This is a genomic window from Celeribacter naphthalenivorans (genome assembly GCF_020524585.1).
Lineage (GTDB): Bacteria > Pseudomonadota > Alphaproteobacteria > Rhodobacterales > Rhodobacteraceae > Celeribacter > Celeribacter naphthalenivorans.
Window position 1 is genome coordinate 1 of the sequence record NZ_JAIVLK010000006.1, and the last position, 25798, is coordinate 25798.

Sequence of the window (25798 nt, forward strand, 5' to 3'; positions counted from 1 at the left end):
TCGTCCGGCTCGAAAATGATCGCGGTTTGCAGGGATTTTTTCGACAGATGACGGTCGATGCAGTTGGCGGAGACGTTCAAGACGCCGTCGGCATACCATTTGATGTCCACGCGCCCGAAATCGAAACAGGTCTTCTTGACCTGCGTGTAGGGCTCCATCCAGTCGAGAACCTTGCCTTGCTCCGCCCAGAAGGAAACGGGGTCCTCGATGGATTGTTTGTACAGCTCCTCGTATTTCTCCTCGGAAATCAAGGCGTTCGCTGCGAAAGCGTCGGATGGGGAATAGGATGTGTCGGTCATGCTGGCTCCTCCCAAAGCTGGCCCGGCCCGGCGCTTCGGGAGGGGCGTTGTCTCAGATGGCCAGATATTCGGCTCTGAGCGCTTCATTCTCAAGCACTTCTTTAGCACTACCATCGTAGACCACCCGCCCGGTGTCCAAAATCACCGCGCGATCCGCGAGATTGAGGGCGCGTACGGCGTTTTGTTCGACCAGAACGGTGGTGATGCCTTGCTCTTTGATGATGCGCAGCGTCTTTTCGATCTCGTCCACAATGACGGGCGCGAGGCCTTCGTAAGGTTCATCCAAAAGCAGCACCTTGATGTCACGGGCCAGCGCGCGGGCGATGGCGAGCATCTGTTGTTCGCCGCCCGAGAGCGTGATGCCCTCCTGTTTGCGCCGCTCGCGGAGGCGCGGAAAAAGATCATAGAGCCGATCCAGAGACCAGCCGACGGGTTCCACGATCTGCGCCAGTTGCAGGTTTTCTTCGACCGTCAGGCCGGGGATGATGCGGCGGTCTTCCGGCACCAAAGCGATGCCTTCGACGGCGGCCTCATAGGAGGTCTTGGTATGAAGATGCTTGTGATCGAGCCAGATCTCACCATGGGTCACCGCCGGGCTGTCGAGCCGGGCCAGCGCACGAAGTGTCGAGGTCTTGCCCGCACCGTTGCGGCCCAGAAGGGCGAGGATTTCGCCCTCGTGGATGTTAAAGGTGACGCCCTGCACGATGTAGCTTTCGCCATAATACGCATGCACATCCCAAGCGGAGAAAAACGCGGGCGCGTTCTGGGCGTGGTTGGCGTTCGGGTTGAAAGTATCGCTCATCTTTTACACCTGCTGCGTTTCGCCCAGATAGGCTTCTTTGACTTTGGGGTTGCCCTTGATGTTGTCGGGGGTGTCTTCAACGAGAGGCGTGCCCTGCGCCAGAACGGTGATCCGGTCGGCCAAGGAAAACACCACATGCATATCGTGTTCGATGATCGCGATGGTGATGTCGCGGGTCTCTTTGATCTCTTTCAAAAGCGCGATGGTGTTGTTGGTGTCGGCCCGCGCCATGCCCGCCGTGGGCTCGTCCAGCAACAGAAGTTTCGGCTCCTGCACCAGACACATGGCGATCTCCAACCGCCGCTTGTCGCCGCGCGACATCGACGATGCGATCATCTCGCGTTTCTCCAACATGCCGACATCGGCGAGCATGGCTTCGGCCTTGGCGATCAGCTCAGCCTCTTGCTCCATGCTCTCGATGGCATGCATCCGAAAGGCGCCGTCGCGTTTGGCAAAACAGGGGATCATCATGTTTTCCATCACCGTGAGATCGCCAAAGATTTCAGGGGTTTGGAAGACGCGAGAAATGCCCAACTGGTTGATCTCATGCGGTTTGCGGCCCAGAACCGAAGTGCCTGCGAAGGTGACAGAACCCTCATCCGGGATGAGTTTGCCGACGAGACAATTGAGCAGCGTCGATTTCCCCGCTCCATTCGGGCCGATGATGGCGTGGACGGTGTTTTCCTCGATGGAGAGGGTGACGTCGCCTAAGGCCTGAAGGCCGCCGAAGCGTTTGCCGACGCCTTTGACTTCAAGAATTCCCATGGGTGGTCCTCCTTATGTTTCGATGTGCAAGCCGTGCGGTCGGCTGACCGGGGGCTGGCGATAAGAGGTTTCAGCGGCGTGCTTTATGTTGGCAAAATCCGGGTAACACTGCATCGGTGTGGGGCTTTGCAAATCGCCAGACCGAGGGACGGTCAGGCGATGGCGCGGCGGCCTGCGGCCTTTGCTCCGCGCCGGGATCGGGAGTGAGGTCATGTTCATTCTCCTGCAACGCGTTTGCCGGGGTCGGGGCGGTGCTCCGGGTCCGGGTCATCGTATTTGTCGCGCTTTTGCGAGCCGTGTTTGATCCGTTTCGACAGCCGCCGCAGCCCTTCGATCAGACCGCCCGGCAGGAAGGTCACGACCAGCATGAAGGTCACGCCAAGGGTCAGGTGCCAGCCCTCGCCGGTGAACCGCGCAAAGATCCAGATCACCACATCTTCGACGCCGTCGGGCAGGAAAGAGAACCAGCCATGCAGCACGCCTTCGTTGATCTTCGAGAAGATGTTCTCGAGATATTTGATCACACCCGCGCCCAGAACCGGCCCCATCAGGGTGCCTGCGCCGCCAAGGATGGTCATGATCACAACTTCACCGCTTGCGGTCCAAAGCATCCGATCCGCGCCCGCGAGCGGGTCCATCGCCGCCAAAAGCCCGCCCGCAAGCCCCGCATACATGCCCGAGATCACAAAGGCCGCCAAAGTGTAGGGTTTCGGATCGAGGCCGGTGTAGGTCATGCGCTGCTGGTTGGATTTCACCGCGCGGAGCATCATGCCAAAGGGAGACCGGAACAGCCGGATGGCCACGTAAAAGGCCAGGATCGCGATGAAAGCGCAGAAATAATAGCCGACATTAAAGGTGAACACCCGGCCCAAAGCCTCCAGTTTATAAGAGGAATTCATCGCCAGACCGAAGATGTTGGTCACGGGCAAGGAACTGCCCTCTGCTGCGCCATCGAGGATGCGTGGATCGTCGAGGGCAAGCTGCAACCCGGTCTCGCCATTGGTCAGAGGGGTCAGCACCGAATAGGCCATCTTGTAGGACATCTGCGCGAAGGCCAGTGTCAGGATCGAAAAGTAGATGCCCGACCGGCGCAGCGAGACATAGCCGATGGCGGCGGCGAAGAGGCCGGAGACCACCATGGCGAGCATGATTGCGGGGATCACATTCATGGTCAAAAGCTTCATCATCCAGACAGCGGCATAGGAGCCGATGCCAAGGAAGGCCGCGTGGCCAAAGCTGAGATAGCCGGTGAGGCCAAAGAGGATGTTGAACCCGACCGCGAAGATGCCGAAAATCGCGATTTTCTGCATCAGATCGGGATAGCCGCCGTTGAACTGTGCCAGTTCCGATCCCGCCGGAAAGGGTTGCAACAGGATCGGCGTTAGCAAAGTGAGTGCAATCACGATCAGCAGGAAAGACCTGTCTTTTTTGTTAAGCCCGAACATAAGTTACTCCTCCATCACGCCTTTTTTGCCCATCAGACCGCGCGGACGGGTCAGAAGGATCACGATGGCGACGACATAGATGATGATCTGGTCGATGCCGGGAAGCACCGATTTGACGGCATTCATCGAGGAGAAACTCTCAAGAATGCCCAAGAGGAACCCCGCAGCCACAGCGCCGGGCAGGGAGCCCATGCCGCCGACCACCACGACGACAAAGCAAAGTACCAGAAAATCCATCCCCATGTGATAGTTGGGCGAGAGGATCGGCGCATACATCACGCCCGCGACGCCCGCGACGGCCGAGGCCAGCCCGAACATGATGGTGAACCGCCGGTCGATGTTGATGCCCAATAGTCCCACGGTCTCGCGATCCGCCATGCCGGCGCGCACGACCATGCCAAAGGTGGTGAATTGCAAGAATGAGAACACCGCCCCGATGACGACCGCGGCAAAGCCGAAATAGATCAGCCGCCAGTAGGGGTAGATGATCAGATTGGGATCGAACCCCAGCATCGCGCCGAAATCAAAAGAGCCTTTGAAGGCATCGGGAGCAGGGGTCGAGATCGGGTTGGCACCGTAGAAATACTTGATGATCTCCTGCAAGACGATCGCCAGACCAAAGGTCACGAGAATCTGGTCGGCATGTGGGCGTTTGTAGAAATGCTTGATCAGCCCGCGTTCCATGGCAAAGCCCACCACGATCATGATCGGGATGGAAAACAGGATCGCCAGAGGCACCGACCAGTCGATCAAAGCATGACCGAATTCAGGTCCGAACCAGGCCTCGACATAGGGTGTTTTGATCTTGGCCGGATTGCCGAGGAAATCGACCTTGTCGGGATCAATCGTCTCAAATGACAGGTTCAACAGCTTGGACAGCGTCACGGCACAAAAGGCGCCAATCATGAAAATCGCGCCATGGGCGAAATTGACCACGCCCAAAGTGCCGAAAATCAGCGTCAGCCCCAGCGCAATGAGCGCATAGGCCGAGCCCTTGTCCAGCCCGTTGAGCAATTGCAGAAGGATGGTTTCCATGGTTTCCCCCAGTTGCGCCAAACCTCTCCCGGTCTCGCGGGTGAAATCCGCAAGGGGCCTTGGTTTGACTGTCGTGTGGAATATGGCCGGCCCGCCGCTCTTACGGTTCGGGCCGCCTCTTGCCTTTAGGGTGTTACCCCCTCGCGTGGAACGGCTTAGCCCGCGTTACAGGCCCCGAGCGCGCCGCCCGCGAACATCGGGTGATCTGGAGCGTAGGTGACCTGAGACGCAGGCGTCACTTCGACCACTTCCAAGAGGTCGAACTCGGACGTCGGGTTCTCTTTGCCGCGCACCACGAGCACGTCTTTGAAGCACTGGTGATCCTCGGCGCGGTAGAGCGTCGGCCCGTTGCCCAGCCCGTCGAACTCAAAGCCTTCGAGCGCTTCGACCACGGCACAGGGGTTGAACGATCCAGCACGCGCCACGGCATCGGCATACAAAAGCGTCTGCACATAACAGGTGTGCGCGGCCTGCGACGGCGGGAAGCCGTATTTGGTGCCAAAGCTCCGCACAAAGGCCTGCGACCCCTCATCGGTCAAAGACCAATGCCAGTTGGTGGAGCCCAAAATGCCTTTGATATTCTCGCCCGCACCGCGCGCCATCAGACGCGAGAACAGCGGCACGACGATCTCGAATTGCTTGCCGTTGACCATCTTTTCGCGCAGCCCGAATTGCACCGCGTTGGTCAGCGAGTTGACCATATCGCCGCCGTAGTGGTTCAGGATCAGAACATCCGCATCCGTTTGCAACACCGGCGTGATGTAGGACGAGAAATCGCCAGCGCCCAAGGGAGTGCGGACCTTGTTCACGGTCTGCCAACCCAAGGCTTCGGTGGCTGCCGCGATGCTTTCTTCTTGCGTCCAGCCCCAGGTGTAATCGGCGGTCAGGTGATAGGCCTTGCGATCCGCACCATAGCGCGCGGCCAGCACCGGCGCGAGGGCTGCCCCCGACATATAGGCGTTAAAGAAGTGGCGGAAGCCATTGGCTTTCTTGTCTTTTCCGGTTGTGTCGTTGGAATGCGTCAGCCCCGCCATAAAGATCACGCCTGCCTCTTGGCACAGGCCTTGCACCGCCACGGCCACGCCCGAGCTTGATCCGCCGGTGATCATCACCGCGCCGTCTTTTTCGATCATGGATTTCGCCGAGGCCCGTGCCGCATCGGATTTGGTCTGGGTGTCGCCGGTCACATATTCGACCTTCTTGCCCATGATGCCGTTGCCTTCCAAGACCTTCGAGCTGAAGGTGTTGAGCATGCCGCCGTCGCCCTCGCCATTGAGGTGCTCAACCGCCAATTGATAGGCGCGCAGCTCATCGGCGCCCTCGTCGGCATAGGCGCCCGATTGCGGCACGTTGAAGCCGAGCGTCACGGTGCCGCCCATCGGTTCGTTGGTAAAGGCGCGGGCGCCAGAGGTGAAAATCGTCGGCAGCGCCAGACCGGCGCCGGCAATGGCTCCGGTTCTTAGCACCGTGCGGCGTGTTGTGTGGCGTGTCAGATCGGTTTTGGACATCTATATTCCTCCCAGATATTCGGCCCATCAATTCGGCGCAGGCATGTGGCCCAGATTTGGCCCGGACATTCGGACCAGATCGGTCGCCTGCGGTCTTCGGTGCATCGCCCGGAGTTCCTCCCCGAAGCCCAGGCGATGCACAGATCCCGTTCGTGCCGAGGTGTGAGGCACTCAAGTTATGGCTGTAAACGAGATGGGAGTAGTATTGGGCGACCTTCGAAAACCCATCAACAAGTGCTTTGTATTTAACACTTTTTTTGTTAATGATTACACAATACTATTGTATGCATTGTAAATCCGTTTTCCCGCATTCGCAGAATACTGTGCTTTGCGCGCGCGGAAAAGCCTTGAGAAGGCGTCGGAATTTTGTGCTGCGTTTGAAAAACGAGTTTTATAGCGAAGGACGGTCAAAGGCGATCCGCGCAGCGGATTACACGGGAAGAGGGGGGCAAACATGCCGAGATCAGCGTTAACGGGCACGCGCATTCGGGAAAGACGCACGCTCAAAGGCGTGAAACAGGCCGATTTGGCGCGCGCCGTGGGCATCTCTCCGGCCTATTTGAACCTCATCGAACACAACCGGCGTAGAATCGGCGGCAAGTTGTTGATCGATCTGGCGCGCGAGCTGGGCGTCGAGCCGACGGCTCTGTCTGAGGGGGCCGAACTGCCGCTGATGGAAGGCCTGCAAGAGGCTGCCAGCACCAGCGGGCTGCGGCCACAGGAGGGCAAGCCCGTCAGCCTGCCGGAAACCCAACGCGCCGAGGAATTCGCCGGGCGTTTTCCCGGCTGGGCGGCGCTTGTGGTGGCGCAGCGCAACCGGATCACCGCGCTCGAACGCCGGGTCGAGGCGCTGAACGACCGTCTCGCGCATGACCCGTTTCTCTCCGACAGTCTGCACGAGGTGCTCTCCACCGTGACCGCGATCCGCTCGACCGCGGGCATTCTCAACAACGCGGGCGAGATCGACCGCGATTGGCAGGCGCGCTTTCACCGCAACCTCTATGAGGACAGTCAACGCCTCGCAGACGGCTCGCAGGCGCTGGTGAGCTATCTCGATACGGTGGGCAAATCCGAGGACACGCTGGCCTCGCCGCTCGAAGAGGTGGAGGCCTGGCTGGCGGCGCGCGATTTCGTCCTGCCGGAGCTGGAGCAGGGCAAGATGCCCGATCTGTCAGGCGAGGGCGGGTTGCGCACCCCCGCCGCGCGCAGTCTCGCGCGCAAATGGGTGCTGCGCGCCCGCGCCGAGGCCGAGAAAATGCCGCAAGCTATGGTGGAGGCGATCATTTCGCGCCACGGTCCCGACCCTTCAGCGCTGGCGCAGGCCATGGGGGTGGAGTTGTCGGCGGCGATGCGGCGTCTGGCGAGCCTTCCGGCCTCTGAGACGCGCCCGCCGATGGGCTTGGCGATCTGCGATGGTTCCGGCGCGCTGACCCACCGCAAACCGCTCGATGGCTTTGCGCCGCCGCGTTTTGGTGCCGCATGCCCGCTCTGGCCGCTCTATCAAGCGCTCTTGCGCCCCATGGTGCCGGTCAGACGCGTGGTCGAACAGCATAGCCAACCGCCACGCCGCTACCTCGCCTATGCGATTGCGCAGCCGCAACGCCCGGAAAGCTTCGACGCGCCGGAGGTGATCGAGGCGACGATGCTTTTCATGCCTTTGGATCAGCTCGACATGGAGGTACGCGACGGCGAAGTGCATGGCATCGGCACGTCCTGTCGTGTCTGCGCCCGCATCGAGTGCCCGGCGCGGCGCGAACCCTCGATGGTGCTTGAGGTGCCGGAAGACGACTGAGCAGGTTAGGACGTCACAGGTGTGAGTGGAATGTCTGCGCCGATCTGGGCCAGCATCTTGCGGAAAGTGGCAAGGTCATAATCGGGCGTTTCGGTGACCAGCCCCTGTATCTGGCCGGTTCCTGAGGCGTTTGTGCCCTCAATCCGGGTGCAGAGCGCCGTGACAATGTCCGCCGCCGGATCGAGAAAGCGACAGGTCGGGCGGGCACGTTCGAAAAATGGGCGCAGCCATGGCAGGTGCGTGCTTGACAGGGTGAGCGTGTCAATATCCGGATGCCGGGCGAAGACATCCTCCATAAAGACCGAGACCGCCTGTTGTGTGGCATCGGGATCGAATAGGAACGCCCCGCTTTCGACCAAACGGACCATTGCGGACGCATTGATCCGGGCAACGTTTTGCGGCTGATCGGTTCGGGCTGCGATGAAACGTGTCAGCATTTCGCTTTCGGTCAGGGAAGCGACCCCCATAATGCCAACATGGCCTGTCACCGAGAGATCCAGCGCCTGCTCCAGCGGTGGAAAAACGCCGTAGAGAGGCACATTGCAGAAGGCGCGGATGTCGTCGAGCACCATGATCGAGGGTGCGTTGGAGGCCATGACAATGGCGACCGGGTCGTAGCTTTGAAGGCGCGACAGGGTGCTTTGCATGACGGCACGCAATTGTGCCGGGGATTTTTGGCCGTAGGGAAAACTGGCGCGATCCGCGAAATAGAGAATGTCCTGTTGTGGCAGGCGTTTGTGGATTTCATCGACAATGGCATAGCTGCCGATACCGGCGTCAAACACGGCAATGGGGTTTTGCATGAGGCGCTCCTTTGGCGGGGCAAGGCAGATCGCGGCTTCGGCCCCCCCCCCGTGGTTTTGAATGTGCGATGGGCAACCTAGACTGTGCGGGGGCCCGGGCAAAGTTCGGAAGACGGCGAAAGGGGGTTGCAGATTTGATCTTCCTGGATCGGCCCGTACCCTTGGTCTTATTGGCGGATCGTGTGGGCGTTGCCGCGGGAGGGCAAAGCACAGGATTTTTTGACATAAGCATGACAAAGCGCCATAAACTGCATCAACCAGGGGGAGAGATGCAATTATGGGACAGCGCGTGCTCTTGATCGAGGACGAGCCGAACATCATCGAGGCGATCCGGTTCATCCTGTCGCGCGATGGTTGGACGGTGGAGACCCATGCGGATGGGGCGACGGCTGTGGCCGCGGTCGAGCGCAAGCGGCCGGATGTGATCATTCTCGACGTGATGTTGCCGAACAAATCCGGTTTCGAGATCCTGCGCGAGCTGCGCGAGATGGCGGATCACGCCGCGCGGCCCGTGTTGATGCTCACCGCGCGCGGCCAGAAAAAGGACCGTGAGATGGCCGAGGCCGCCGGCGTGTCGCATTTCATGACCAAGCCGTTCTCCAACACCGAAATGCTTGAGGTCGTGCGGCGTTTGGCGTCTGGGGCGTCGGGCGCGGGGGCGGATGAGGCCCATGTCTGATGGCCGGGCTGAGGGCCGCGCGCCGCTCTATCTGGCCCGCGCGTCTTACCGGCGCAGGCGTCTGATCGACGCGCTCAGGCTCTTGCCCTTTCTCATGTTCGGGCTGTGGCTTTTGCCGCTTTTGTGGGGCGGCGAGGGCACGGATCGCCCCGTGGGCGCGGGGGCGCGGGCGTTTTTGCATGTTTTCGTGGTCTGGGCTTTGGGCCTTTTGGCGACGATCTGGCTGTCGCGCGCTTTGCGCCGGGCGGAAGGGCCTGTTGAGGCACTGAAGACCCCGGAAAAAACCGGCGACCTACCGAATGAGGACGCAGGCTGATGCTGCGGTTCAACATTCTCGTTCTCGCCTGCCTGTCCTATGCGACCCTGTTGTTTGTCGTGGCCTTCTGGGCCGAGAAACGCGCCGAAGCCGGGCGTTTGGGCTGGCTGCGCTCGCCCTGGGTCTACACGTTGTCCTTGTCCGTCTATTGCACCGCCTGGACCTTTTACGGCGCCGTGGGTTACGCGGTGCGCTCGGGGCTCGAGTTCGTGACGATCTACCTCGGGCCCTCGCTGATGATGATCGGCTGGTGGTGGATTTTGCGCAAACTCGTGCGGATCGGGCGGGTGCAGCGGATCACCTCCGTGGCCGATCTGATCTCGTCGCGGTACGGCAAATCCACCACTTTGGGCGTCTTGGTGACGCTTTTGGCGGTCATCGGCACGACGCCCTATATTGCGCTGCAATTGCAATCCGTGGCGCTGTCTTTCGCGGTCTTTGGCGCCAATGATCCGACGGGGGCGGTGCTGCCCGATCTCGACAAAACCGCGCTTTGGGTGGCCACCGGTCTGGCGTTGTTCACCACGCTTTTCGGCACCCGCAACCTCGACGCCAACGAACGCCATCACGGCGTGGTGACCGCCATCGCTTTGGAGGCCATCGTCAAATTCATGGCGCTGGTGGCGGTCGGGGTCTTTGTCGTCTGGGGGCTGTCCGACGGGGTCGGGGACCTGATGGCGCGCATCGACGCCTCGCCCGTGTCGCAGCATCCGATCATGGGCACGCGCTGGATCGCGCTCACGATGTTGTCGGCGGCCGCCCTCATCACTTTGCCGCGAATGTTTCAGGTTTTGGTCGTCGAAAACTCCGACGAAAACCATGTGTTCACAGCAGGTTGGGCCTTTCCGCTCTACCTCTTCGGCATGTCGCTTTTCGTGATCCCGATCGCGGTCGTGGGGCTTGAGGTCCTCCCCCAAGGCTCGAACCCTGACATGTTCGTCCTGACCCTGCCGCTGCACTATGACCACCGTGTCTTGGCGACGCTGTCTTTCTTAGGTGGCTTTTCTTCGGCCACCTCCATGGTCATCGTCGCCGCCATTGCGCTTTCGACCATGGTGTCGAACCACATTGTCATGCCGATCTGGCTGTCGTCGCGCTCGGGCGGCGCGATGGTTTCGGGCGATGTGCGCCGGGTTGTGCTTTACGCCCGCCGCCTGTCGATTTTTGGCGTGCTGGCGTTGGGCTACCTCTATTTCCATTTCTCCGGCGGCTCAGAGGCGCTGGCCTCCATCGGCATGATCTCGTTTACCGGCGTGGCGCAGGTTCTGCCCGCCATGCTGGGCGGCATTTTCTGGCGCGGCGCCACGCGGATCGGCGCCATCGGTGGCGTGGTCTTGGGCTTTATTGTCTGGGCCTACACGATGTTTCTGCCGTCTTTCGGTGCGGCCTCCGGATTTACGCCGGAGCTTTTGGCAAATGGACCCTTCGGCCTCACCTTCCTGCGCCCGCAGGCCTTGTTCGGCGTCGAGGGGGTGGACCCCGTGGTGCATGCGATTTGCTGGTCTCTGGCGCTCAACACGGTCCTCTTTATCCTCGGCTCGCTCTTGTCCTTCCCGCGTCCCGTCGAACGGCTGCAAGGCGCGCAATTCGTCAATGTTTTCGAGCATTCCGGCTCGACACGCGGCTGGTCGCATGGCTTTGCCGAGGCCGAGGACCTTTTGGTCATGGCGCAGCGCATTCTGGGCCCCGCCGAGGCGCAAAACCTGTTCCAATCGGAGGCCGAAGCCCAGGGCAAGGAGGGCTATCTCCCCGATACCACGCCCGCTTTCATCGAGCGGTTGGAGCGTGAAATGGCGGGCTCTGTCGGGGCCGCCACGGCGCATGCGATGCTGGGCCAGATTGCGGGCGGGGTCTTGGTTTCGGTCGAGGACCTGATGGCCGTGGCCGATGAGACCGCGCAGATGATGGAGCATTCCAGCCAGCTCGAAATGAAATCCGACGAATTGGCCCGCACCGCGCGGCAATTGCGCGAGGCCAACGAAAAACTTACGGCGCTCTCCATTCAAAAGGACGCGTTTCTGTCGCAAATTTCGCATGAATTGCGCACGCCGATGACCTCGATCCGGGCGTTTTCCGAGATTTTGCGCGAGGCCGGGCACTCGGGCGAGATGGACGCCGAAAGCCTTGAGCGGTTCTCCACGATCATCCATGACGAGGCCCAGCGTCTCACGCGATTGTTGGATGATTTGCTCGATCTGTCGGTCTTGGAAAACGGTCAGGTCAGCCTCAACTGGGCGCGGGCGAACCTGCACGATGTGATCGACCGAGCGCTACATGCAAGCTCCGAGGCGGGCGGTGGCGTGCGGCTGCTGATCCGGCGCACTGAATTGTCTGAACATATCGCGATTGAGACCGACCCGGATCGTCTGGCGCAGGTCTTCATCAATCTGATCGCCAATGTGCGCAAATATTGTGATGCGCCCCGGCCTGAGTTGACGATCCATGTCCGGCGCAAAAACGACGACCGCCTCCAGATCGATTTTATCGACAATGGATTCGGCATTCCCAAGGACAAACAGGCGGTGATTTTCGAGAAATTCTCGCGTTTGACCGATCACGCCAAGGCGGGCGGCGCGGGGCTTGGCCTTGCGATTTGTCGCGAGATCATGGCCAATCTGGGCGGCACGATTGCCTATCTGCCGGGGCAGGGTGGTGCCGCGTTTCGCCTGGAACTGCCGCGCGTGCGGCTGCGGGATTGAGGTTGTGCCTGAGATGCGACGATCCGGCGAATTTTTATCCCGCTTCAATGATTTGTTTACTTTAAGCGTTGAAAAGGGATCGGGAGTCCATTTGAGCGAAACCCCTGAAAGCCTGCCGTTCCCATGTCAGACGCCGACATCATTTCCGCGATGCGCCGCAAGGCGGGCGTGGGCCGTCCGCCCCCGGATGTCCAGCCCATGTCACCCGCAAAGGCGCTGCGCCTCGCCATGGCGAAAGCGGCGGAGGACACGATTGGTCTCGTGCTTCAGGTTTTGGATGTCACCGAGGAACGCTCCGCCATCTCGCGCCTGCCCGGGCAGGTGCCCGACAATGCGCTTTTGTCGCTTCTGGAGGGGCCGAACAACGCCTATGGGCTGGCTGTCTGGGACAAGAATGCCGTCTCCGCCATCGTAGAACAACAGACCACCGGCAAGGTGTTGAACCTACCGCCTGAGGACCGCCCGCCGACCGCCACCGATGCGGTGATGTGTTCTGAGCTGTGCAACCGCGTGCTGCGTCAGTTCGAAACCCATGTCGCCGAGGTCGCCGATCCGCCGGAGGTCGCGGGGTTTCACGTTGCCGCCCAGTTGCGTGAGGCGCGCTCCATCGCGATTGCCTTCGACGACGTGCCTTACCGGCTTTACCGCGTGTCTGTGAAGCTCGGGCGCGGCGGACGTGAGGGCGAGGTGTTCTTTGTCTTCCCCTATGCGGCGCCGAAGCCGAAAACCATGGACGAGGGCGCGGGCGATTTCAGCAGCACGTTCCAGAATGTCGTGCTGAAATCCGAGGCCCGGCTCGACACGGTGTTGCACCGGGTGCGCCTGACGCTTGCCGATGTCACCTCGCTGACCGAGGGCATGATGATCCCGATCCCGCGCGAGGCCCTGTCGCGGGTCGAATTGCGCGCCGACGATCGTCTGGTCAGCCGCGCGCGCCTGGGCCAGATCAATGGCAAACGCGCCGTGCGGGTTGTCCTCTGCGTCGAAGGCGATGAGGAGGATTTGGGCGACGATATGTTCGGCGCGGGCGATTTGGGCGGGCTCTCTGGTCCCTCCGATTTCCCGGCCTTGTCGGGGATGGGGGATATGGCGGGCGGGCCCGATGACCTGCCTGATCTGGGCGGCTTGCCACCTCTGGGGGCCATGGGCGATTTGCCCGCGATGGGGGACTTGCCGTCACTTGGCGGGGGGGATCTCCCTCCGCTGGGCGACCTGCCTCCGCTTGGCGATGGCGAGGGCTTCCCGGCCATGGGCGATCTGCCGCCGCTTGAGTAACTCGCTCAGATTTCGCACCGGATTTCGCGCCTGCTGTTGATGTGAATCAAGGCTTTTCCCATGATTTGGGTTGATCTTAATACTCAGGGAGAAGCCATCATGAGCACCTATGACAAAAGACGCGCGCAATTGTTGGACCGCAAGGCGGAGCTGACAGACCGTTTGGAAGAGATCGATGCGGAGCTGGAGTCTCATCAGTCGAAGGACTGGGAAGAGCTGGCCACCGAACGCGAGGGCGATGAAGTCCTCGAAGGCATGGGCGCCTCTGGCAAGGCCGAGATCGCGATGATCAACGCCGCCCTTGAGCGGATGGACGCCGGAGACTACGGAATTTGCGCCGTCTGCGGCGAAGACATCAGCGCCGAACGCCTCGATGTGCTACCCTATACCCCAGTGTGCCGGGAGTGCGCGGCGCGGAACGCCGCGCGTCACTGATCTGCGACACGTCTGCTGCGAGAGGGGGCAGAAGGCGTGACCATGACTTCAGGGAGGAAAGACATGACCAAAGTGACGAAGACCGAAGCGGAAATCGACCGGATCGTCGATGATCTCGTAAAAGACGAAAAGACGGCAGAGGCCCTGAAAGGCAAGCTGCATCAATCCTTTGCGGAACCTGAGGCGCATTTTGCCCGCCCAGAGGCCACGAAGGACGACGATGACGACATGTGGGACAATATGCCGGTCTGAGCGCTGCAAAGGCCCGCAAATGTCGTAGGAAAGGAGGGCGCCATGGCGTTCGAAGCCCTGAAAACTCAGGTCTATATGATTCTGGACGAAATCGCGGCGCGCCCGGCGGATCGCCATATCTTGCAGGAGAGCCTGCGCGAAAAACTGGCGGAGCTTTCCGCCTTGGGTCTGCCGCTGCCCGAAGATCTCGTGCGTCTGGAGGCGGAATTAGAAGAAAGCGTCGCCGACAGGATTTATCCGCCGACCTAGGCCGCAACGCCCCGGAGCCATCTCGCGTGGTGCGGTCCACGCTCAAATCATCTTGCCTTAAGGGCATGCCCTCCGCCATTATGTGGAAAACCTGTGGGGAACCTGTGGATAACTCCGGCTGAGCCGTCGGCGTGTGATCCTAGGCACCTCCCCGCGACACGTCAGGGGGCGGTTGCGTATGAGTGAAACAAAGGCGGTCGGGCAGGACCAGATGGGACAACCAAGCGCGGCGCATGATGCCGCCGTGGTTTTCGAGCGCAACGGCGAGATCGCGCTTTTGCGCCTGTCGCGCCCGCCCGTCAATCTGTTGACCCAAGAGCTGCGTCAAGCGCTATGGGACAGTCTGGCCGAGGCGGAGGCAGACCCCGCGGTGAAAGCCCTCGTGCTCATGGGCACCGGCGCCTCCTTTTGTACCGGTTTTGCGCCGGACACACTTCTGGCCCAAGACGCCGCCCCCAGCCTCACCGCGCTCTGCGACAGAATTTCCTCCTGCCCCAAACCCGTCATCGCCTCATTGCATGGCTCGACCCTTGAGGGCGGATTGGCGCTCGCGCTGGCGGCGCATTACCGCGTCATGGGGCGCGCCGCGCGTCTGGGTGCCCCTGAGATTACCTTTGGCCTCGTGCCCACCGGTGGGGTGACGCAACTCTTGCCGCGTCTCATCGGGGCGGGGCCTGCCTTGGAATTGCTGCTCTCTGGACGACCTGTGTCCGGCCCACAAGCCGCCAAACTTGGGCTGGTGGATGAGCTGGCGCCAAAGCGCACGGGCGAAGCGGCGGTGGAGTTCGCAAAACGCCTCATCGCCACTGGGCAAGGCCCGCGCCCGAGCCGGGATCGCAGCGAGGGGCTGCGCGATGGGGCCCGTTATTTCAAGGAAATCGCAGCACGGCGCGAAGAAATTCACGGCGCGCGGATCATTGCGCCGGCAAGGATCATCGACTGTGTCGAAGCCGCTGTGATGTTGCCTTTTGACGCCGGGGTGCGCCGCGAAATGGTCGCCCGTGAAGAGTGTTTCGCGACCGAAGAGTCGAAAGCCCTGCGCCATGCGTTTTTCTCCGAACGCCGTGCCGCGCGTCTGATCGGGGCGGAGGCGGCCGCGCCCCGCGAGGTCAAGACGCTGGGCCTTGTGGGATCGGGCAATTTCACCCTCGGCATCGCGATGGCCGCCCTCGATCACGACATCGAGGTTCGGCTTTTGGGCAATTCTGCCGATCAGCTTGTGATCGATGAACAGCGGATCAAGTCCGTCTACACCCGTGCCGTGCAACAGGGCCAGATGACGTCAGAGCAGCGTGATTCACGTCTCAAATCCCTGATCGCGACCACACAAATCAACACTCTGGCCGAGGCCGATCTGGTGCTCGACGCCACCTCTAGCTCGATTGAGGCGCGCGCGCGCCTTTTGTCCAGGATCGAGGAATTCCTGCCGGAAAACACGGTGTTGGCCACCGTCGCGGACCGCGGCTTTGTCCGGATTGCACAGGACCTGGCGCATCCCGAACGCTTTGTCGGGCTGCATTTCTTTGCGCCGCCCCAAGCCATGCGTGTGGTCGAACTGGCCCGCTGCGAAGGCGTTGACCTCACGGCGCTGGCAACGGCCCACGGGTTTGCCCGCCGCATCGGCAAGGTGCCGGTGACCGTGCGCGCCCGCGACGGGTTGATCGCCAATGTTGTGCAGGAGGCAGGCTGGTCCGCCGTTGACGTGCTTTTGCTCATGGGGGCGCGGCCCGCGCGGATTGATGCGGTGATGCGGAGCTATGGGTTTGCGGCGGGGCCCTGCGAAGTCATGGACGCGATGGGTCTCACCTCTATGTCGGGCGCCGTGGCGCAGTTTTTGGTCAGCGAAGGCCGCAAAGGCAAAGCCGTGGGACAGGGGTTTTACGACTATCCTGAGGATGGCGGGCGCGATGACACGACGTCCGAAGCCATTTTGGCCGATCTGCGGCGTCAGGGCGGCGTGCCCGATCTGCGGCTGTCGGATCAGGACATCTACGAGCGGATCGTTCTGGCCGAAGCCAACGCGGGCGCGCGGCTTTTGCAATCGGGGCGGGTCGCGCATCCGGTCGACATCGATGTGGTGATGATGCTGGCCAAGGGCTATCCGCGCTATCGCGGTGGCCCGATGAAGGCGGCGGATCTCATGGGGCTTTTGCATGCCGAGATTCGGCTGCGCAATTTTACCGATCAGGCGCCGGATATTTGGGAGCCTGCGACAATTTGGCGTGAATTGGTCAAAAATGGCGATAATTTTGAAAGTTTGAACCTTATCTGAGGGTTAGGGTTCTAATCGAGACGGATTTTGCGGCTCAAAAGGTCGAATCACGCCGATTTTTGCCGCTCTGCAGCGTGGTCAATATGCCCTTCGGACATGCGGTTGATCGAGATCAATGTTTTCGCGATTCCCCTGACATATTCCTTATCTCGAGCGCAGGGCTCCGGTGTCAGCAGTCAGACAAGGAGCCTTGCATTCCTCCCGCGGACTCTCCTTCCGATCGTCCGCGCCGTATCCTGCCTTTTGTGCGTGGGCAGAATACCATACTGGCGTCACAGGGTTTGCGTTTCTCCTGTGACGCCTTTTTTTTGCCCGCCTCTCGATTTGATCTTCCGCTGTGCCGTTAAGTGTCTGGTAAGCATTGTCATGCCTCATGGAGCGTGCACAGTGAGCGCAGGAGGAGAGGTGTAGATGATTTTCGACACACGATCGCTGCGACACTCGAAAGGGGCTTTGCTGGCACGGGACATCACGCTGGCCTCTGGCGCGAAGATTGTGCGTGGGCGCCAGATCGGCCCGGAAGACATTGCGGCGCTGACCATGGCGGGGATTGCGGAGATCCCGGTGGTGGAGGTCGAGCCTCACGATGTGCCTGCCGATGAGGCGGTGGCGCGGTTGGCCAAGGCACTTGTGCCCAATCTGGGCGATGCGTCTGTGCGGCGCGAGGAGGGGCCGTTCGGCTGTCTCGATCTGATCGCCACAGCGCCCGGTGTCGTTGGTCTCGACACGGAGGGCATCACCCGGATGAACCGGGTTGATGAGGGAATTGCGGTGATCACCATGCGGCAATTCCAAAGGGCCTGCGCGGGCGAGGTGATCGCCAAACTGCGGATCACGCCCTTGGCGGTGAAGCGATCTGCCCTGTCGCGGGTGCTGAGCGAGGGCGAGGATATGATCCGCCTGCGACCCGTTCTGGCAGAGACAGTGACGCTGATCCAGACCGTCGAGGGCGGCGAGGCGGGGCAGGGTGCCGAGGCGGCGATTCGTGCGCGGCTCGCGCCTTTGGGGCTCAAAATGGCCAATAGCCTCGTGGTCGCCCATCGCGAAGAGGCCCTGGCTGAGGTGCTTTTGTCGGTCACCGGAGATGTCGTCCTGATCCTGCCCGCGCGCGCCACGGTGGATCGCCATGACGTCGCCCCCGAAGCCGTCCGGCGCGCCGGGGGCGTGATCACGCGCTTTGGCATTCCGGTCGATCCCGGCGCCTCGATGTTCGCAGGCGGGCTGGGCTCTGTGCCCATTTTGGGCCTGCCGGACTGTGCCCGTCTGACGGCTTTGAATGGCACGGATTGGGTCTTTGAGCGGCTGGTTTGCGGGGTTAGCATTTCGGATGACGACTTGGCCAACCTGGGCGTCGGGGGTCTTTTGCCGCGCGGGTAAGTCTTGGGCGAAAGGCGTTTTCTAAGGCAAGCGCCGGGAATTCTCCTTGCATGACCGTTATGCATTTGCAGAAAATTGACACATATCACTTACCTCTGTGGGTGAAGCGCGCACAATCGCGCCAAATTTGACTTTACGACAGCCGGGTCTCCTCCCCCAGAAAGCGGTCTCATGTCTTTGCCTCTCTCCGATATCGCCGTGACCACCATGGCGCTCTGCCTCGCAGGCGCTTTGGGACTTTTGCTGGGTAAAATCCAAATCCGAAAGGTTGGGCTGGGCATCGGTGGCGTGTTGTTTTCCGGCATTCTTATCGGCCATATCGCCTCGCGTGCAGGGATAGAGTTCGATGGCGAGGTGATGCATTTCATCCGGGAACTGGGCCTGATCCTGTTTGTCTACACGATTGGCATTCAGGTCGGCCCGAGTTTCTTCTCATCGTTTGCCAAATCTGGCCTTAAATTCAATCTTGCGGCTATTGGCATCGTCTTGGGTGGGGTTGTGATGACCTTGATGATCTATGCGCTGGCCGATCTGCCTTTGCCGGTGCTCGTGGGCGTCATGTCGGGCGCTGTGACCAACACGCCGGGGCTGGGGGCGGCGCAACAGGTGCTGGGGGACGCGGGCTTTTCTGCCTCTGAAGTGGCGAATTCCGGCATGGGCTACGCGATGGCCTATCCCTTTGGCATCCTTGGGATTTTGACCTCTATGTTCGTTATTCGCGCTGTGTTCAAAATCGTCTTGGAGCGCGAAGAGGCCGCCTATAAGGCCGAGACCCAAAGCGGTGAAGAGGCGCTGCCCTCGATGAACATTGCGGTGGCCAATGCCAATCTCGATGGCCTCAAATTGGGCGATGTGCCGGACCTTTTCGACCATGGTGTCGTGGCCTCAAGGATGAAACAGGGCGACGAATTGGTGGTGCCGACCCGTGACGTGATCCTGCATCTGGGCGATTGCCTGCACCTCGTGGGGCCGAAAGAGAAATTGCAGGCGATGAAGCTTATTCTGGGGCGTGAGATTGACGCCGCGATGACGACGAAAGGCACGCGGCTCACATGGTCCCGTCTTGTGGTGACCAAAGAGCGGGTCTTGGGTAAATCCTTGCGTCAGCTTGCGTTTTTGGAAGGCAACGGCGTCACCGTCTCGCGGATCAACCGCGCGGGCGTCGAGCTTCCGGCGCAGGCCTCTTCGACTTTGGCTTTCGGCGACATCGTGACCGTGGTCGGCTCGCAACCCGACATCGACGCGGTGGCGCATCAATTGGGCAATGAGAACGCGCGGTTGCAGGAGGTGCAATTCCCGGCGCTGTTTTTCGGCATCGCCTTGGGTGTGCTTTTGGGCTCCATCCCCTTGGCCGTGCCGGGGCTTCCGGCGCCTTTGAAACTGGGTCTTGCGGGCGGACCGTTGATGGCCGCGATCCTCTTGGGGCGGCTTGGCCATTGGGGGCCGTTCACGTGGTACATGCCCCCCGCTGCCAACCATGCGTTGCGTGAATTCGGCATCGTGTTGTTTCTGGCTGTTGTGGGGATCGTCGCAGGGGACCGGTTCTTTGACACGCTTTTCCACGGCGACGGGCTTAGTTGGATGGGCTACGGCATCCTGATCACGCTGGTGCCTTTGCTGGTCGTCGGCGTGATCGCGCGGGTCGTTGGCAAGTTCAACTACCTGAGCCTTTGCGGGGTCTTGGCCGGTTCCATGACCGATCCGCCAGCGCTGGCCTTTGCCGTTTCGATGAGCAAAACGGGCGCGGCCTCTGTGGCCTATGTCTCGGTCTACCCGTTGGTGATGTTCCTGCGCATTCTGGCGCCACAGGTGTTGGTGCTCGTGCTGGCAGGTCTGGGAGCAGGGGCGTTCTAAGCGAAACCCAAAGAAAAACCCCGGCACCCAAAAGGCCCGGGGTTCGACTGTTCTAAATCTGAAAGGCTTAGCCTTTCGAGGGAAGCGGCCCGATCATCATGACCATCTGGCGGCCTTCCATCTTCGGCATGTTTTCGACCTTGCCGATTTCTTTGGTGTCCTCGGCCACACGTTCCAAAAGCTGACGGCCCAGATCCTGGTGCGCCATCTCACGACCGCGGAACCGCAGGGTGACCTTCACCTTGTCGCCATTCTCAAGGAACTTGACCACATTGCGCATCTTGACTTGATAGTCGTGCACATCGGTGCCCGGACGGAATTTGACTTCCTTGATCTCGATGATCTTCTGTTTTTTGCGGGCTTCGGATTCACGCTTTTGCTGTTCGTATTTGAACTTGCCGTAATCCATGATCTTGCACACAGGCGGAGTGGCATTCGGAGAAATCTCGACGAGATCCAATCCGGCCTCTGCGGCCATATCCATGGCTTTCGCGGGGTGAACAACCCCCACGTTTTCACCCTCGGCGCCGATCAGGCGAATTTCCGGTGCGCGGATGCGTTCGTTGATACGCGGTCCGGTGTCACGGGTCGGCGGGGCGTTATGCGGTCTGCGGGCTATGGTAAGCTCCTGTCTGTCATTGCATTTGTGTTGCGGAAAAATAAGGCCTAATGCGCCTGTTTTCAACCCGAATTCGGCGAGTTCTCGCACATCGCCGCTCGCGGGGAAAAAACCAGAGATGCGGCCCTTACATTCCTGTAACACGCATGTCATATGCCGCAGTGGAGGGGGAGCGTAGACTGCCCCCAATTCCGGCCACATCCTTCGTGGCTTATGTATTTGGTGAGGAAGACACACAAATGACCAAACGTTTTTTGACCGGCGCTCTGATGACCAGCCTCGCGCTTTCCCTGGCAGCTTGTAAAGAAGAAGAGAAAGCCGCTGAGACGGAAACCACCACGGGCACCGTGATGGAACAGGCCGCCGAAGCCGTGACCGACGCCGCCGATACCGCGTCTGAAGCCGCCGAAGACGCAGCCGAAGCTGCCTCCGACGCCGTTGAGGCCGCCACCGATGCCGTAGAATCCGCTGCTGAAGGCGCTGTCGAAGCTGCATCTGACGCGGCTGAATCCGCTGTAGAGGCCGCCACCGACGCCGCCGATGCAGCTGCTGACGCCACCGAAGCGGCGACTGAAGCCGCAACGGATGCCGCATCTGACGCGACCGACGCTGCGACCGACACTGCAGCAGACATGGCCGAAGAGGCCGCCGACACCGCTGAAGCCGCTGCCGATGTCGCAACCGACGCCGCCGCCGATGCCGTCGAAACCGCAACCGATGCGGCAGAAACCGCCACCGACATGGTGACCGAACCCGCCGCCGAAGAAGGCACCTCCTCCTTCGACATGGCGACCGCTGCCGAAGTGCTGACCGTCGACGGTTTCGATCTCGACAAAGCCACCGAAGTTGTGAACTCTTCCAGCCTCTCCGAGACCGCGAAATCGACCATCATCACCGGCATGACGCAGGCTCAGAACAACCCGGAAATCCTGACCGCGATCCTGGAAAAGGCCCGCACCCTTCTGGGCATGTAAGTCTCAGGATATCCTGAACAAAATGGAAGCCGCGCAAGATCATCTTGCGCGGCTTTTGTCTTTTTCTTGGGGCAAATACTCAAAAGAAAACCCCGCGAATTGCGGGGTTTGTCTTGTTTCGAGTGAGTGGGACATCAGTCCACAAAGGCCTTTTCGACCACATATTCCTTGGGTTCGGAATTGGCACCTTCGCGCAGGCCGAAGCCGTCGAGAATGGCCATGATGTCCTTGTTGAACGCCAGGTTGCCGCAGACCATGCCACGGTCGGTTTCCGGGTTCATCGGCGCGATGCCCAGATCCTCGAACACCTTGCCGGAGCTGAGGTTGTCGGTCACGCGGCCCATATGGTGGAACTCTTCGCGGGTCGTGGTCGGATAGTAGCGCAGCTTGCCCTGTTCGATCTCCGACAGAATCTCATCCGATTTGATATGCTCGACCAGTTGCCGCCCGTATTCCAGCTCGGAGACCTCACGACAGGTGTGCATCAGGATCACCTCGTCGAATTTCTCGAAGACTTCCGGCTCGCGCATCAGCGAGGCGAAAGGCGCAATGCCGGTGCCGGTCGCGAAGAACCAAAGGCGTTTGCCCGGCAAAAGCGCGTCAACAACGAGCGTGCCGACGGGTTTCGGCCGCAGGATAATTTCATCGCCTGCTTCGATATGCTGCAACCGCGAGGTCAGCGGACCGTCCTGCACCTTGATCGAGTAGAACTCGAGATGCTCTTCCCACGACGGCGAGGCGATGGAATAGGCGCGCAAAAGCGGTTTCGCTTTGCCCGTCGCCGGGTTCACATCGCCCATCAAGCCGATCATGACGAATTCGCCAGAGCGGAACCGCAGGCTCGCCGGGCGCTCGACCTTGAAGGAAAACAGCCGGTCGTTCCAGTGCTTGACCTCCAGAACCTTGGCGGCATCGGGCAGGGTGGGGACGGGTTTGGATTTTGCTTCGGTCACTTGGGTCAACTCGGTCATCTCTTTTGTCTCGCGCAGAATGAGTAGTGAATATGCGATTTCGATGTCAGTCACATTGATGTGAGGCAAAAAGGCACAGTCCCCTCATCGCGCCGGGAATGTGCCCTTTCTGACCGCTTAGGCCCCGGTATGCAAGCCGCCGCGCACCCGCGACTGATAGTCATGCGCCCGCCAATCGGCGCGCGTCAGCCATAGGTCTTCGGGCTGGCGTGCCGCCAGATCGTCGCTGATCTCTACCTCGTCAAAGCCCGAACGCCGCGCCATGGCATATTGTTCGCAAATCACATGACCCTCGGCGCGCAAACGGCCCTGAAAGCCCTGAAGCCGCAGAAGGCGCGCGAGCGTAAAGCCACGGCCATCGCTAAACGCCGGAAAGGCGATGCGGATCGCCGCCGCATTGCCGTGTTGGGCAAGGCTTTCGGGATCGGTGTCGGAGGGCAGGTCAACCCACTCTCCGGCATAGTCCTCGGCCACAAACCCAGTGTCGCGTACAATCACGCTCATGATGCATCTCCTGTAATCGGGCCGCGCACGATCTTGCCGTTGACGAAGTGAATCCCGCATTCCGTTTTGTCTTCGCCCCGCCAGCGGCCCGCCCGCGGGTCTTCGCCCTCTTTGACCGGGCTGGTGCAGGGTGCACAGCCGATCGACGGGTAGCCCTTCGCAACCAAAGGATGGCGCGGCAGGCGGTTGTTGATCATGTAGTCTTTCAGATCCTCAGGCGCCCAATAGGCGAGAGGATTGATCTTGATCCGCGTGTCATCCTCATTCTCGAAGAAATCGAGACTGGCGCGGGTCGACCCCTGAAAGCGTTTGCGTCCGGTGATCCAGGCGTCGAAATTGCCCAGAGCCTGTTGCAGCGGCACGGTCTTGCGCAGATCGCAGCAGGCGTCCTTGTTCGACAGGTGCAACAACCCGTCGGGATCATGCGCGGCCACGCGCGCGGGCGAGGGCGAAATGCGCCGCACATCGCGCAGGTCGAGCTTGTCGATCAACTCGAGCTGATATTGGATCGTCTCTTCGAACAGCATTTCCGTGTCGATGAAAATCACCGGCGTGTCCGGTTTCATCACCGAAATCATGTGCAAGAGCACGACGCTTTCGGCGCCAAAAGACGACACAAGCGCGATCCGCCCCAACTCCCGATCCCTCAGCGCCAGTTCAAGCACCGAGGTCGCGGAATGGTTGGCGTAGCGCGCGTTGAGGCGCGCGACCCGGTCGTCGACCGAGCCGAACTCCTCGCGCAAAGAGATGGCTTCCGCCAGATTATGCTGCATTCGCTTTTTCCTCTTTCGGAGGATAGAGCGCGTCCTTGAACGGCGCCATGCCGAGGCGGCGATAAGCCTCGAGGAAGGTTTCCTCAGGGGCCTCGCGCAGCTCCAGATAGGTCGCAAGAATGCGCTCAATCGCGGGGATGATCTCGTCATAGGCAAAGCCTGGTCCGGTGCGCTCGCCGATCACCATGTCTTCGGTGCCGTCGCCGCCCAGCGTGATCTGGTAGTTCTCCACACCCGCGCGGTCGAGGCCCAAAATGCCGATGTGACCGACATGGTGGTGCCCACAGGCGTTGATGCAGCCGGAGATCTTGATCTTGAGCGGGCCGATCTCATGTTCGAGTTTCAGCTCGTCGAAGCGCGTCGCAATGCCTTGTGCCACGGGGATCGAGCGGGCGGTGGCCAGCGCGCAGTAATCCATGCCGGGGCAGGCGATGATGTCGCTCACCAGACCGATGTTTGCGGCCGCAAGCCCGGCCTCTTTGAGTGCTGCGTGGATCGCCGGCAGGTCGGATTTATGGACATGCGGCAGGATGACGTTCTGCTCATGCGAGATGCGCAGCTCGTCGTGGCCATAATCGCGTGCGAGTTGCGCCAGCACCCGCATTTGATCGGCGCTTGCGTCGCCCGGCGTCTGGCCCGGCGTTTTGATTGACACGGTCGCGATGGCATAGCCCGGCGCGCGGTGCGCGGACAGGTTGGTGTCAGCCCAGGCGCGGAACACCGCATCGGTGGCATACGCGCGGTCATAGGCCTCGGTCGCGGCCTCAACGAAGGCGGGCGGGGCGAAGGCGGCTTTGATTTCTTCGAGCATCGCCATGTCGATGCCGCCGAACAGCGGTTTGACTTGGGCAAAGCGTGCTTCGACACGGGCGCGGATGTCCTCGATGCCATGCTCATGCACGGTGATCTTGATCCGGGCTTTGTATTTGTTGTCGCGGCGGCCCAAGAGGTTCCATACCGATACGGTGGCCTCGAGATAGGGCAGGAGGTCTGCGAGAGACACGAAGTCTTTCAGCACCTTGCCCACCATCGGCGTGCGGCCCAGGCCGCCACCGACGATGATTTGAGCGCCGATCTCGCCGTCCTGCTCGCGCAGGTAGAGCCCGATGTCATGCGCCTTGATCACCGCACGGTCGGCTTTGGCGCCGGAGACGGCGATTTTGAATTTGCGGGGCAGGAACTGGAATTCCGGGTGATCGGTGGACCACTGACGCACCAGCTCGGCGACGGGGCGCGGATCGGCGACCTCATCGGCGGCCGCACCCGCGAAATGGTCGGCGGTGACGTTGCGGATCGTGTTGCCCGAGGTCTGGATCGCATGCATTTCGACATCCGCCAGATCCGTGAGGATCGCGGGCACATCGGGCAGCTTCGGCCAGTTGTACTGAATGTTCTGCCGCGTGGTGAAATGGCCGTAACCACGATCATAGGTTTCGGCAATATGAGCAAGCTGATCCATCTGGCCGCTGTTGAGCGTGCCATAGGGGATCGCGACCCGCAGCATATAGGCGTGCAGTTGCAGGTAGAGGCCGTTCATCAGGCGCAGCGGGCGGAACTCTTCCTCCGTCAGGCTGCCGTCGATGCGGCGGGCCACCTGAGCGGAGAACTGAGCGACGCGCTCGCGGACAAAGGCTTCGTCGAAGTCGTTGTACTTATACATGGGCTTCGGCCTCCTGTTTGCCGTGGAAGTAGTTGGACGGTCCGGTGCGGCGGAACTCCTCGCGGAAGTGCGTGGGCTCGGGGCCGTTTTCGCCCAGCTTGATGTCGGTCAGATAGGCGCCGACCACCATGCCGTCTTTCGCGGCCTCGGCCAGAGCGGCGTCGGCGACCTCGGCTTCGGTGAAGGCACGGGCCTGACGCAGGTCGCGGACCCACTGGCCTTGATCATCGAGATAGATCACATCGCCCTCTAAAAGGGCGTTGGCGGTGATGGCTTTGGGCGTAAACGGGCGCGGCATGGCTTTTTCCAACTTGCGATTTCTTGCCATTAATTTAGAACATTGTCCCAATATCTGGCCAGATGCGCGGAGAGATAAGGATGATTGTTCCTTTCCCTAGCGGCAGAGAGGCCGGAATTCCGATATGGAAAGGAAAATCGAA

The 25798-nt window shown here is 60.9% G+C and carries 25 protein-coding genes; 12 read left to right on the forward strand and 13 right to left on the reverse strand.

Annotated features, from left to right (window positions below; genetic code table 11):
• The 6 genes from LC094_RS13425 to LC094_RS13450 all read right to left on the reverse strand — a co-directional run.
• The coding region (locus tag LC094_RS13425) for an acetyl-coenzyme A synthetase N-terminal domain-containing protein (protein ID WP_319003294.1) at positions 1-299 on the reverse strand (299 nt) is incomplete at its 3' end.
• A 52-nt stretch (positions 300-351) separates the two neighbouring features.
• Entirely contained in the window at positions 352-1101 is a 750-nt protein-coding gene (locus LC094_RS13430) for an ABC transporter ATP-binding protein (RefSeq protein WP_226553311.1), read from the reverse strand.
• A gap of 3 nt (positions 1102-1104) precedes the next feature.
• Positions 1105-1866, reverse strand: coding sequence for an ABC transporter ATP-binding protein (locus tag LC094_RS13435; protein WP_226553312.1), 762 nt, complete (start codon positions 1864-1866; stop codon positions 1105-1107).
• A gap of 215 nt (positions 1867-2081) precedes the next feature.
• Positions 2082-3311, reverse strand: a complete 1230-nt coding sequence (locus LC094_RS13440) for a branched-chain amino acid ABC transporter permease (RefSeq protein WP_226553313.1) — start codon at positions 3309-3311, stop codon at positions 2082-2084.
• A 3-nt stretch (positions 3312-3314) separates the two neighbouring features.
• Positions 3315-4346 carry a branched-chain amino acid ABC transporter permease gene (locus tag LC094_RS13445; RefSeq protein WP_226553314.1) on the reverse strand — a complete coding sequence of 344 codons (1032 nt, stop codon included), beginning with the start codon at positions 4344-4346 and terminating at the stop codon, positions 3315-3317.
• Positions 4347-4501: 155 nt separating this feature from the next.
• Complete coding sequence (locus tag LC094_RS13450; protein ID WP_226553315.1) at positions 4502-5854, reverse strand: substrate-binding protein; 1353 nt, start codon at positions 5852-5854, stop codon at positions 4502-4504.
• A 454-nt stretch (positions 5855-6308) separates the two neighbouring features.
• On the opposite strand from LC094_RS13450, the gene LC094_RS13455 reads away from it, so the two are divergent.
• Positions 6309-7646, forward strand: coding sequence for a helix-turn-helix domain-containing protein (locus LC094_RS13455; RefSeq protein ID WP_226553316.1), 1338 nt, complete (start codon positions 6309-6311; stop codon positions 7644-7646).
• 5 nt (positions 7647-7651) lie between these two features.
• Here LC094_RS13455 and LC094_RS13460 read toward each other — a convergent pair whose 3' ends face one another.
• Positions 7652-8449 carry a glutamate racemase gene (locus tag LC094_RS13460; RefSeq protein ID WP_226553317.1) on the reverse strand — a complete coding sequence of 266 codons (798 nt, stop codon included), beginning with the start codon at positions 8447-8449 and terminating at the stop codon, positions 7652-7654.
• A gap of 277 nt (positions 8450-8726) precedes the next feature.
• Between LC094_RS13460 and LC094_RS13465 the strand changes: the two genes are divergently transcribed.
• The 10 genes from LC094_RS13465 to LC094_RS13510 all read left to right on the forward strand — a co-directional run bounded on the left by LC094_RS13465 (position 8727) and on the right by LC094_RS13510 (position 19857).
• Positions 8727-9128 (forward strand): response regulator transcription factor, encoded by a 402-nt coding sequence (locus LC094_RS13465; RefSeq protein WP_226553318.1) that lies wholly within the window; start codon positions 8727-8729, stop codon positions 9126-9128.
• Positions 9121-9444, forward strand: coding sequence for a hypothetical protein (locus LC094_RS13470; protein WP_226553319.1), 324 nt, complete (start codon positions 9121-9123; stop codon positions 9442-9444). The genes LC094_RS13465 and LC094_RS13470 overlap by 8 nt, the downstream gene beginning before the upstream one ends.
• Positions 9444-12143, forward strand: coding sequence for an ATP-binding protein (locus LC094_RS13475; RefSeq protein WP_226553320.1), 2700 nt, complete (start codon positions 9444-9446; stop codon positions 12141-12143). Before LC094_RS13470 ends, LC094_RS13475 begins: the two co-directional genes overlap by 1 nt.
• Before the next feature lie 123 nt (positions 12144-12266).
• Positions 12267-13418 carry a flagellar motor switch protein FliM gene (locus tag LC094_RS13480; protein WP_226553321.1) on the forward strand — a complete coding sequence of 384 codons (1152 nt, stop codon included), beginning with the start codon at positions 12267-12269 and terminating at the stop codon, positions 13416-13418.
• Positions 13419-13517: 99 nt separating this feature from the next.
• The gene (locus LC094_RS13485; RefSeq protein ID WP_226553322.1) at positions 13518-13853 is read left to right on the forward strand and encodes a TraR/DksA family transcriptional regulator; all 336 of its coding nucleotides are present in this window, start codon (positions 13518-13520) and stop codon (positions 13851-13853) included.
• A gap of 63 nt (positions 13854-13916) precedes the next feature.
• Positions 13917-14105, forward strand: coding sequence for a hypothetical protein (locus tag LC094_RS13490; protein ID WP_226553323.1), 189 nt, complete (start codon positions 13917-13919; stop codon positions 14103-14105).
• 42 nt (positions 14106-14147) lie between these two features.
• Positions 14148-14354 carry a hypothetical protein gene (locus LC094_RS13495; protein WP_226553324.1) on the forward strand — a complete coding sequence of 69 codons (207 nt, stop codon included), beginning with the start codon at positions 14148-14150 and terminating at the stop codon, positions 14352-14354.
• Positions 14355-14532: 178 nt separating this feature from the next.
• The gene (locus LC094_RS13500; protein WP_226553325.1) at positions 14533-16626 is read left to right on the forward strand and encodes an enoyl-CoA hydratase-related protein; all 2094 of its coding nucleotides are present in this window, start codon (positions 14533-14535) and stop codon (positions 16624-16626) included.
• A 411-nt stretch (positions 16627-17037) separates the two neighbouring features.
• Positions 17038-18003, forward strand: coding sequence for a molybdopterin-binding domain-containing protein (locus tag LC094_RS13505; protein WP_226553326.1), 966 nt, complete (start codon positions 17038-17040; stop codon positions 18001-18003).
• A gap of 171 nt (positions 18004-18174) precedes the next feature.
• Positions 18175-19857 carry a putative transporter gene (locus LC094_RS13510; protein WP_226553327.1) on the forward strand — a complete coding sequence of 561 codons (1683 nt, stop codon included), beginning with the start codon at positions 18175-18177 and terminating at the stop codon, positions 19855-19857.
• Between the two features lie 67 nt (positions 19858-19924).
• Here LC094_RS13510 and infC read toward each other — a convergent pair whose 3' ends face one another.
• Positions 19925-20566, reverse strand: a complete 642-nt coding sequence (infC, locus tag LC094_RS13515; protein WP_319003295.1) for a translation initiation factor IF-3 — start codon at positions 20564-20566, stop codon at positions 19925-19927.
• A gap of 149 nt (positions 20567-20715) precedes the next feature.
• Between infC and LC094_RS13520 the strand changes: the two genes are divergently transcribed.
• Positions 20716-21450, forward strand: coding sequence for a translation initiation factor 3 (locus LC094_RS13520; RefSeq protein ID WP_226553328.1), 735 nt, complete (start codon positions 20716-20718; stop codon positions 21448-21450).
• A 134-nt stretch (positions 21451-21584) separates the two neighbouring features.
• Here the strand turns inward: LC094_RS13520 and LC094_RS13525 are convergent, their stop codons facing one another.
• From LC094_RS13525 to LC094_RS13545, 5 genes are all read right to left on the reverse strand, one after another.
• Positions 21585-22421 carry a ferredoxin--NADP reductase gene (locus tag LC094_RS13525; protein ID WP_226553329.1) on the reverse strand — a complete coding sequence of 279 codons (837 nt, stop codon included), beginning with the start codon at positions 22419-22421 and terminating at the stop codon, positions 21585-21587.
• A 117-nt stretch (positions 22422-22538) separates the two neighbouring features.
• Positions 22539-22925, reverse strand: coding sequence for a DUF934 domain-containing protein (locus LC094_RS13530; RefSeq protein WP_226553330.1), 387 nt, complete (start codon positions 22923-22925; stop codon positions 22539-22541).
• A complete protein-coding gene (locus LC094_RS13535) occupies positions 22922-23698 on the reverse strand; it encodes a phosphoadenylyl-sulfate reductase (RefSeq protein ID WP_226553331.1) in 777 nt (258 codons plus the stop codon). Before LC094_RS13535 ends, LC094_RS13530 begins: the two co-directional genes overlap by 4 nt.
• On the reverse strand, positions 23688-25358 hold the full coding sequence (locus LC094_RS13540; RefSeq protein ID WP_226553332.1) for a nitrite/sulfite reductase: 1671 nt from the start codon (positions 25356-25358) through the stop codon (positions 23688-23690). Before LC094_RS13540 ends, LC094_RS13535 begins: the two co-directional genes overlap by 11 nt.
• Positions 25351-25656 carry a DUF2849 domain-containing protein gene (locus LC094_RS13545; protein WP_226553333.1) on the reverse strand — a complete coding sequence of 102 codons (306 nt, stop codon included), beginning with the start codon at positions 25654-25656 and terminating at the stop codon, positions 25351-25353. The genes LC094_RS13540 and LC094_RS13545 overlap by 8 nt, the downstream gene beginning before the upstream one ends.
• Positions 25657-25798: the final 142 nt, after the last annotated feature.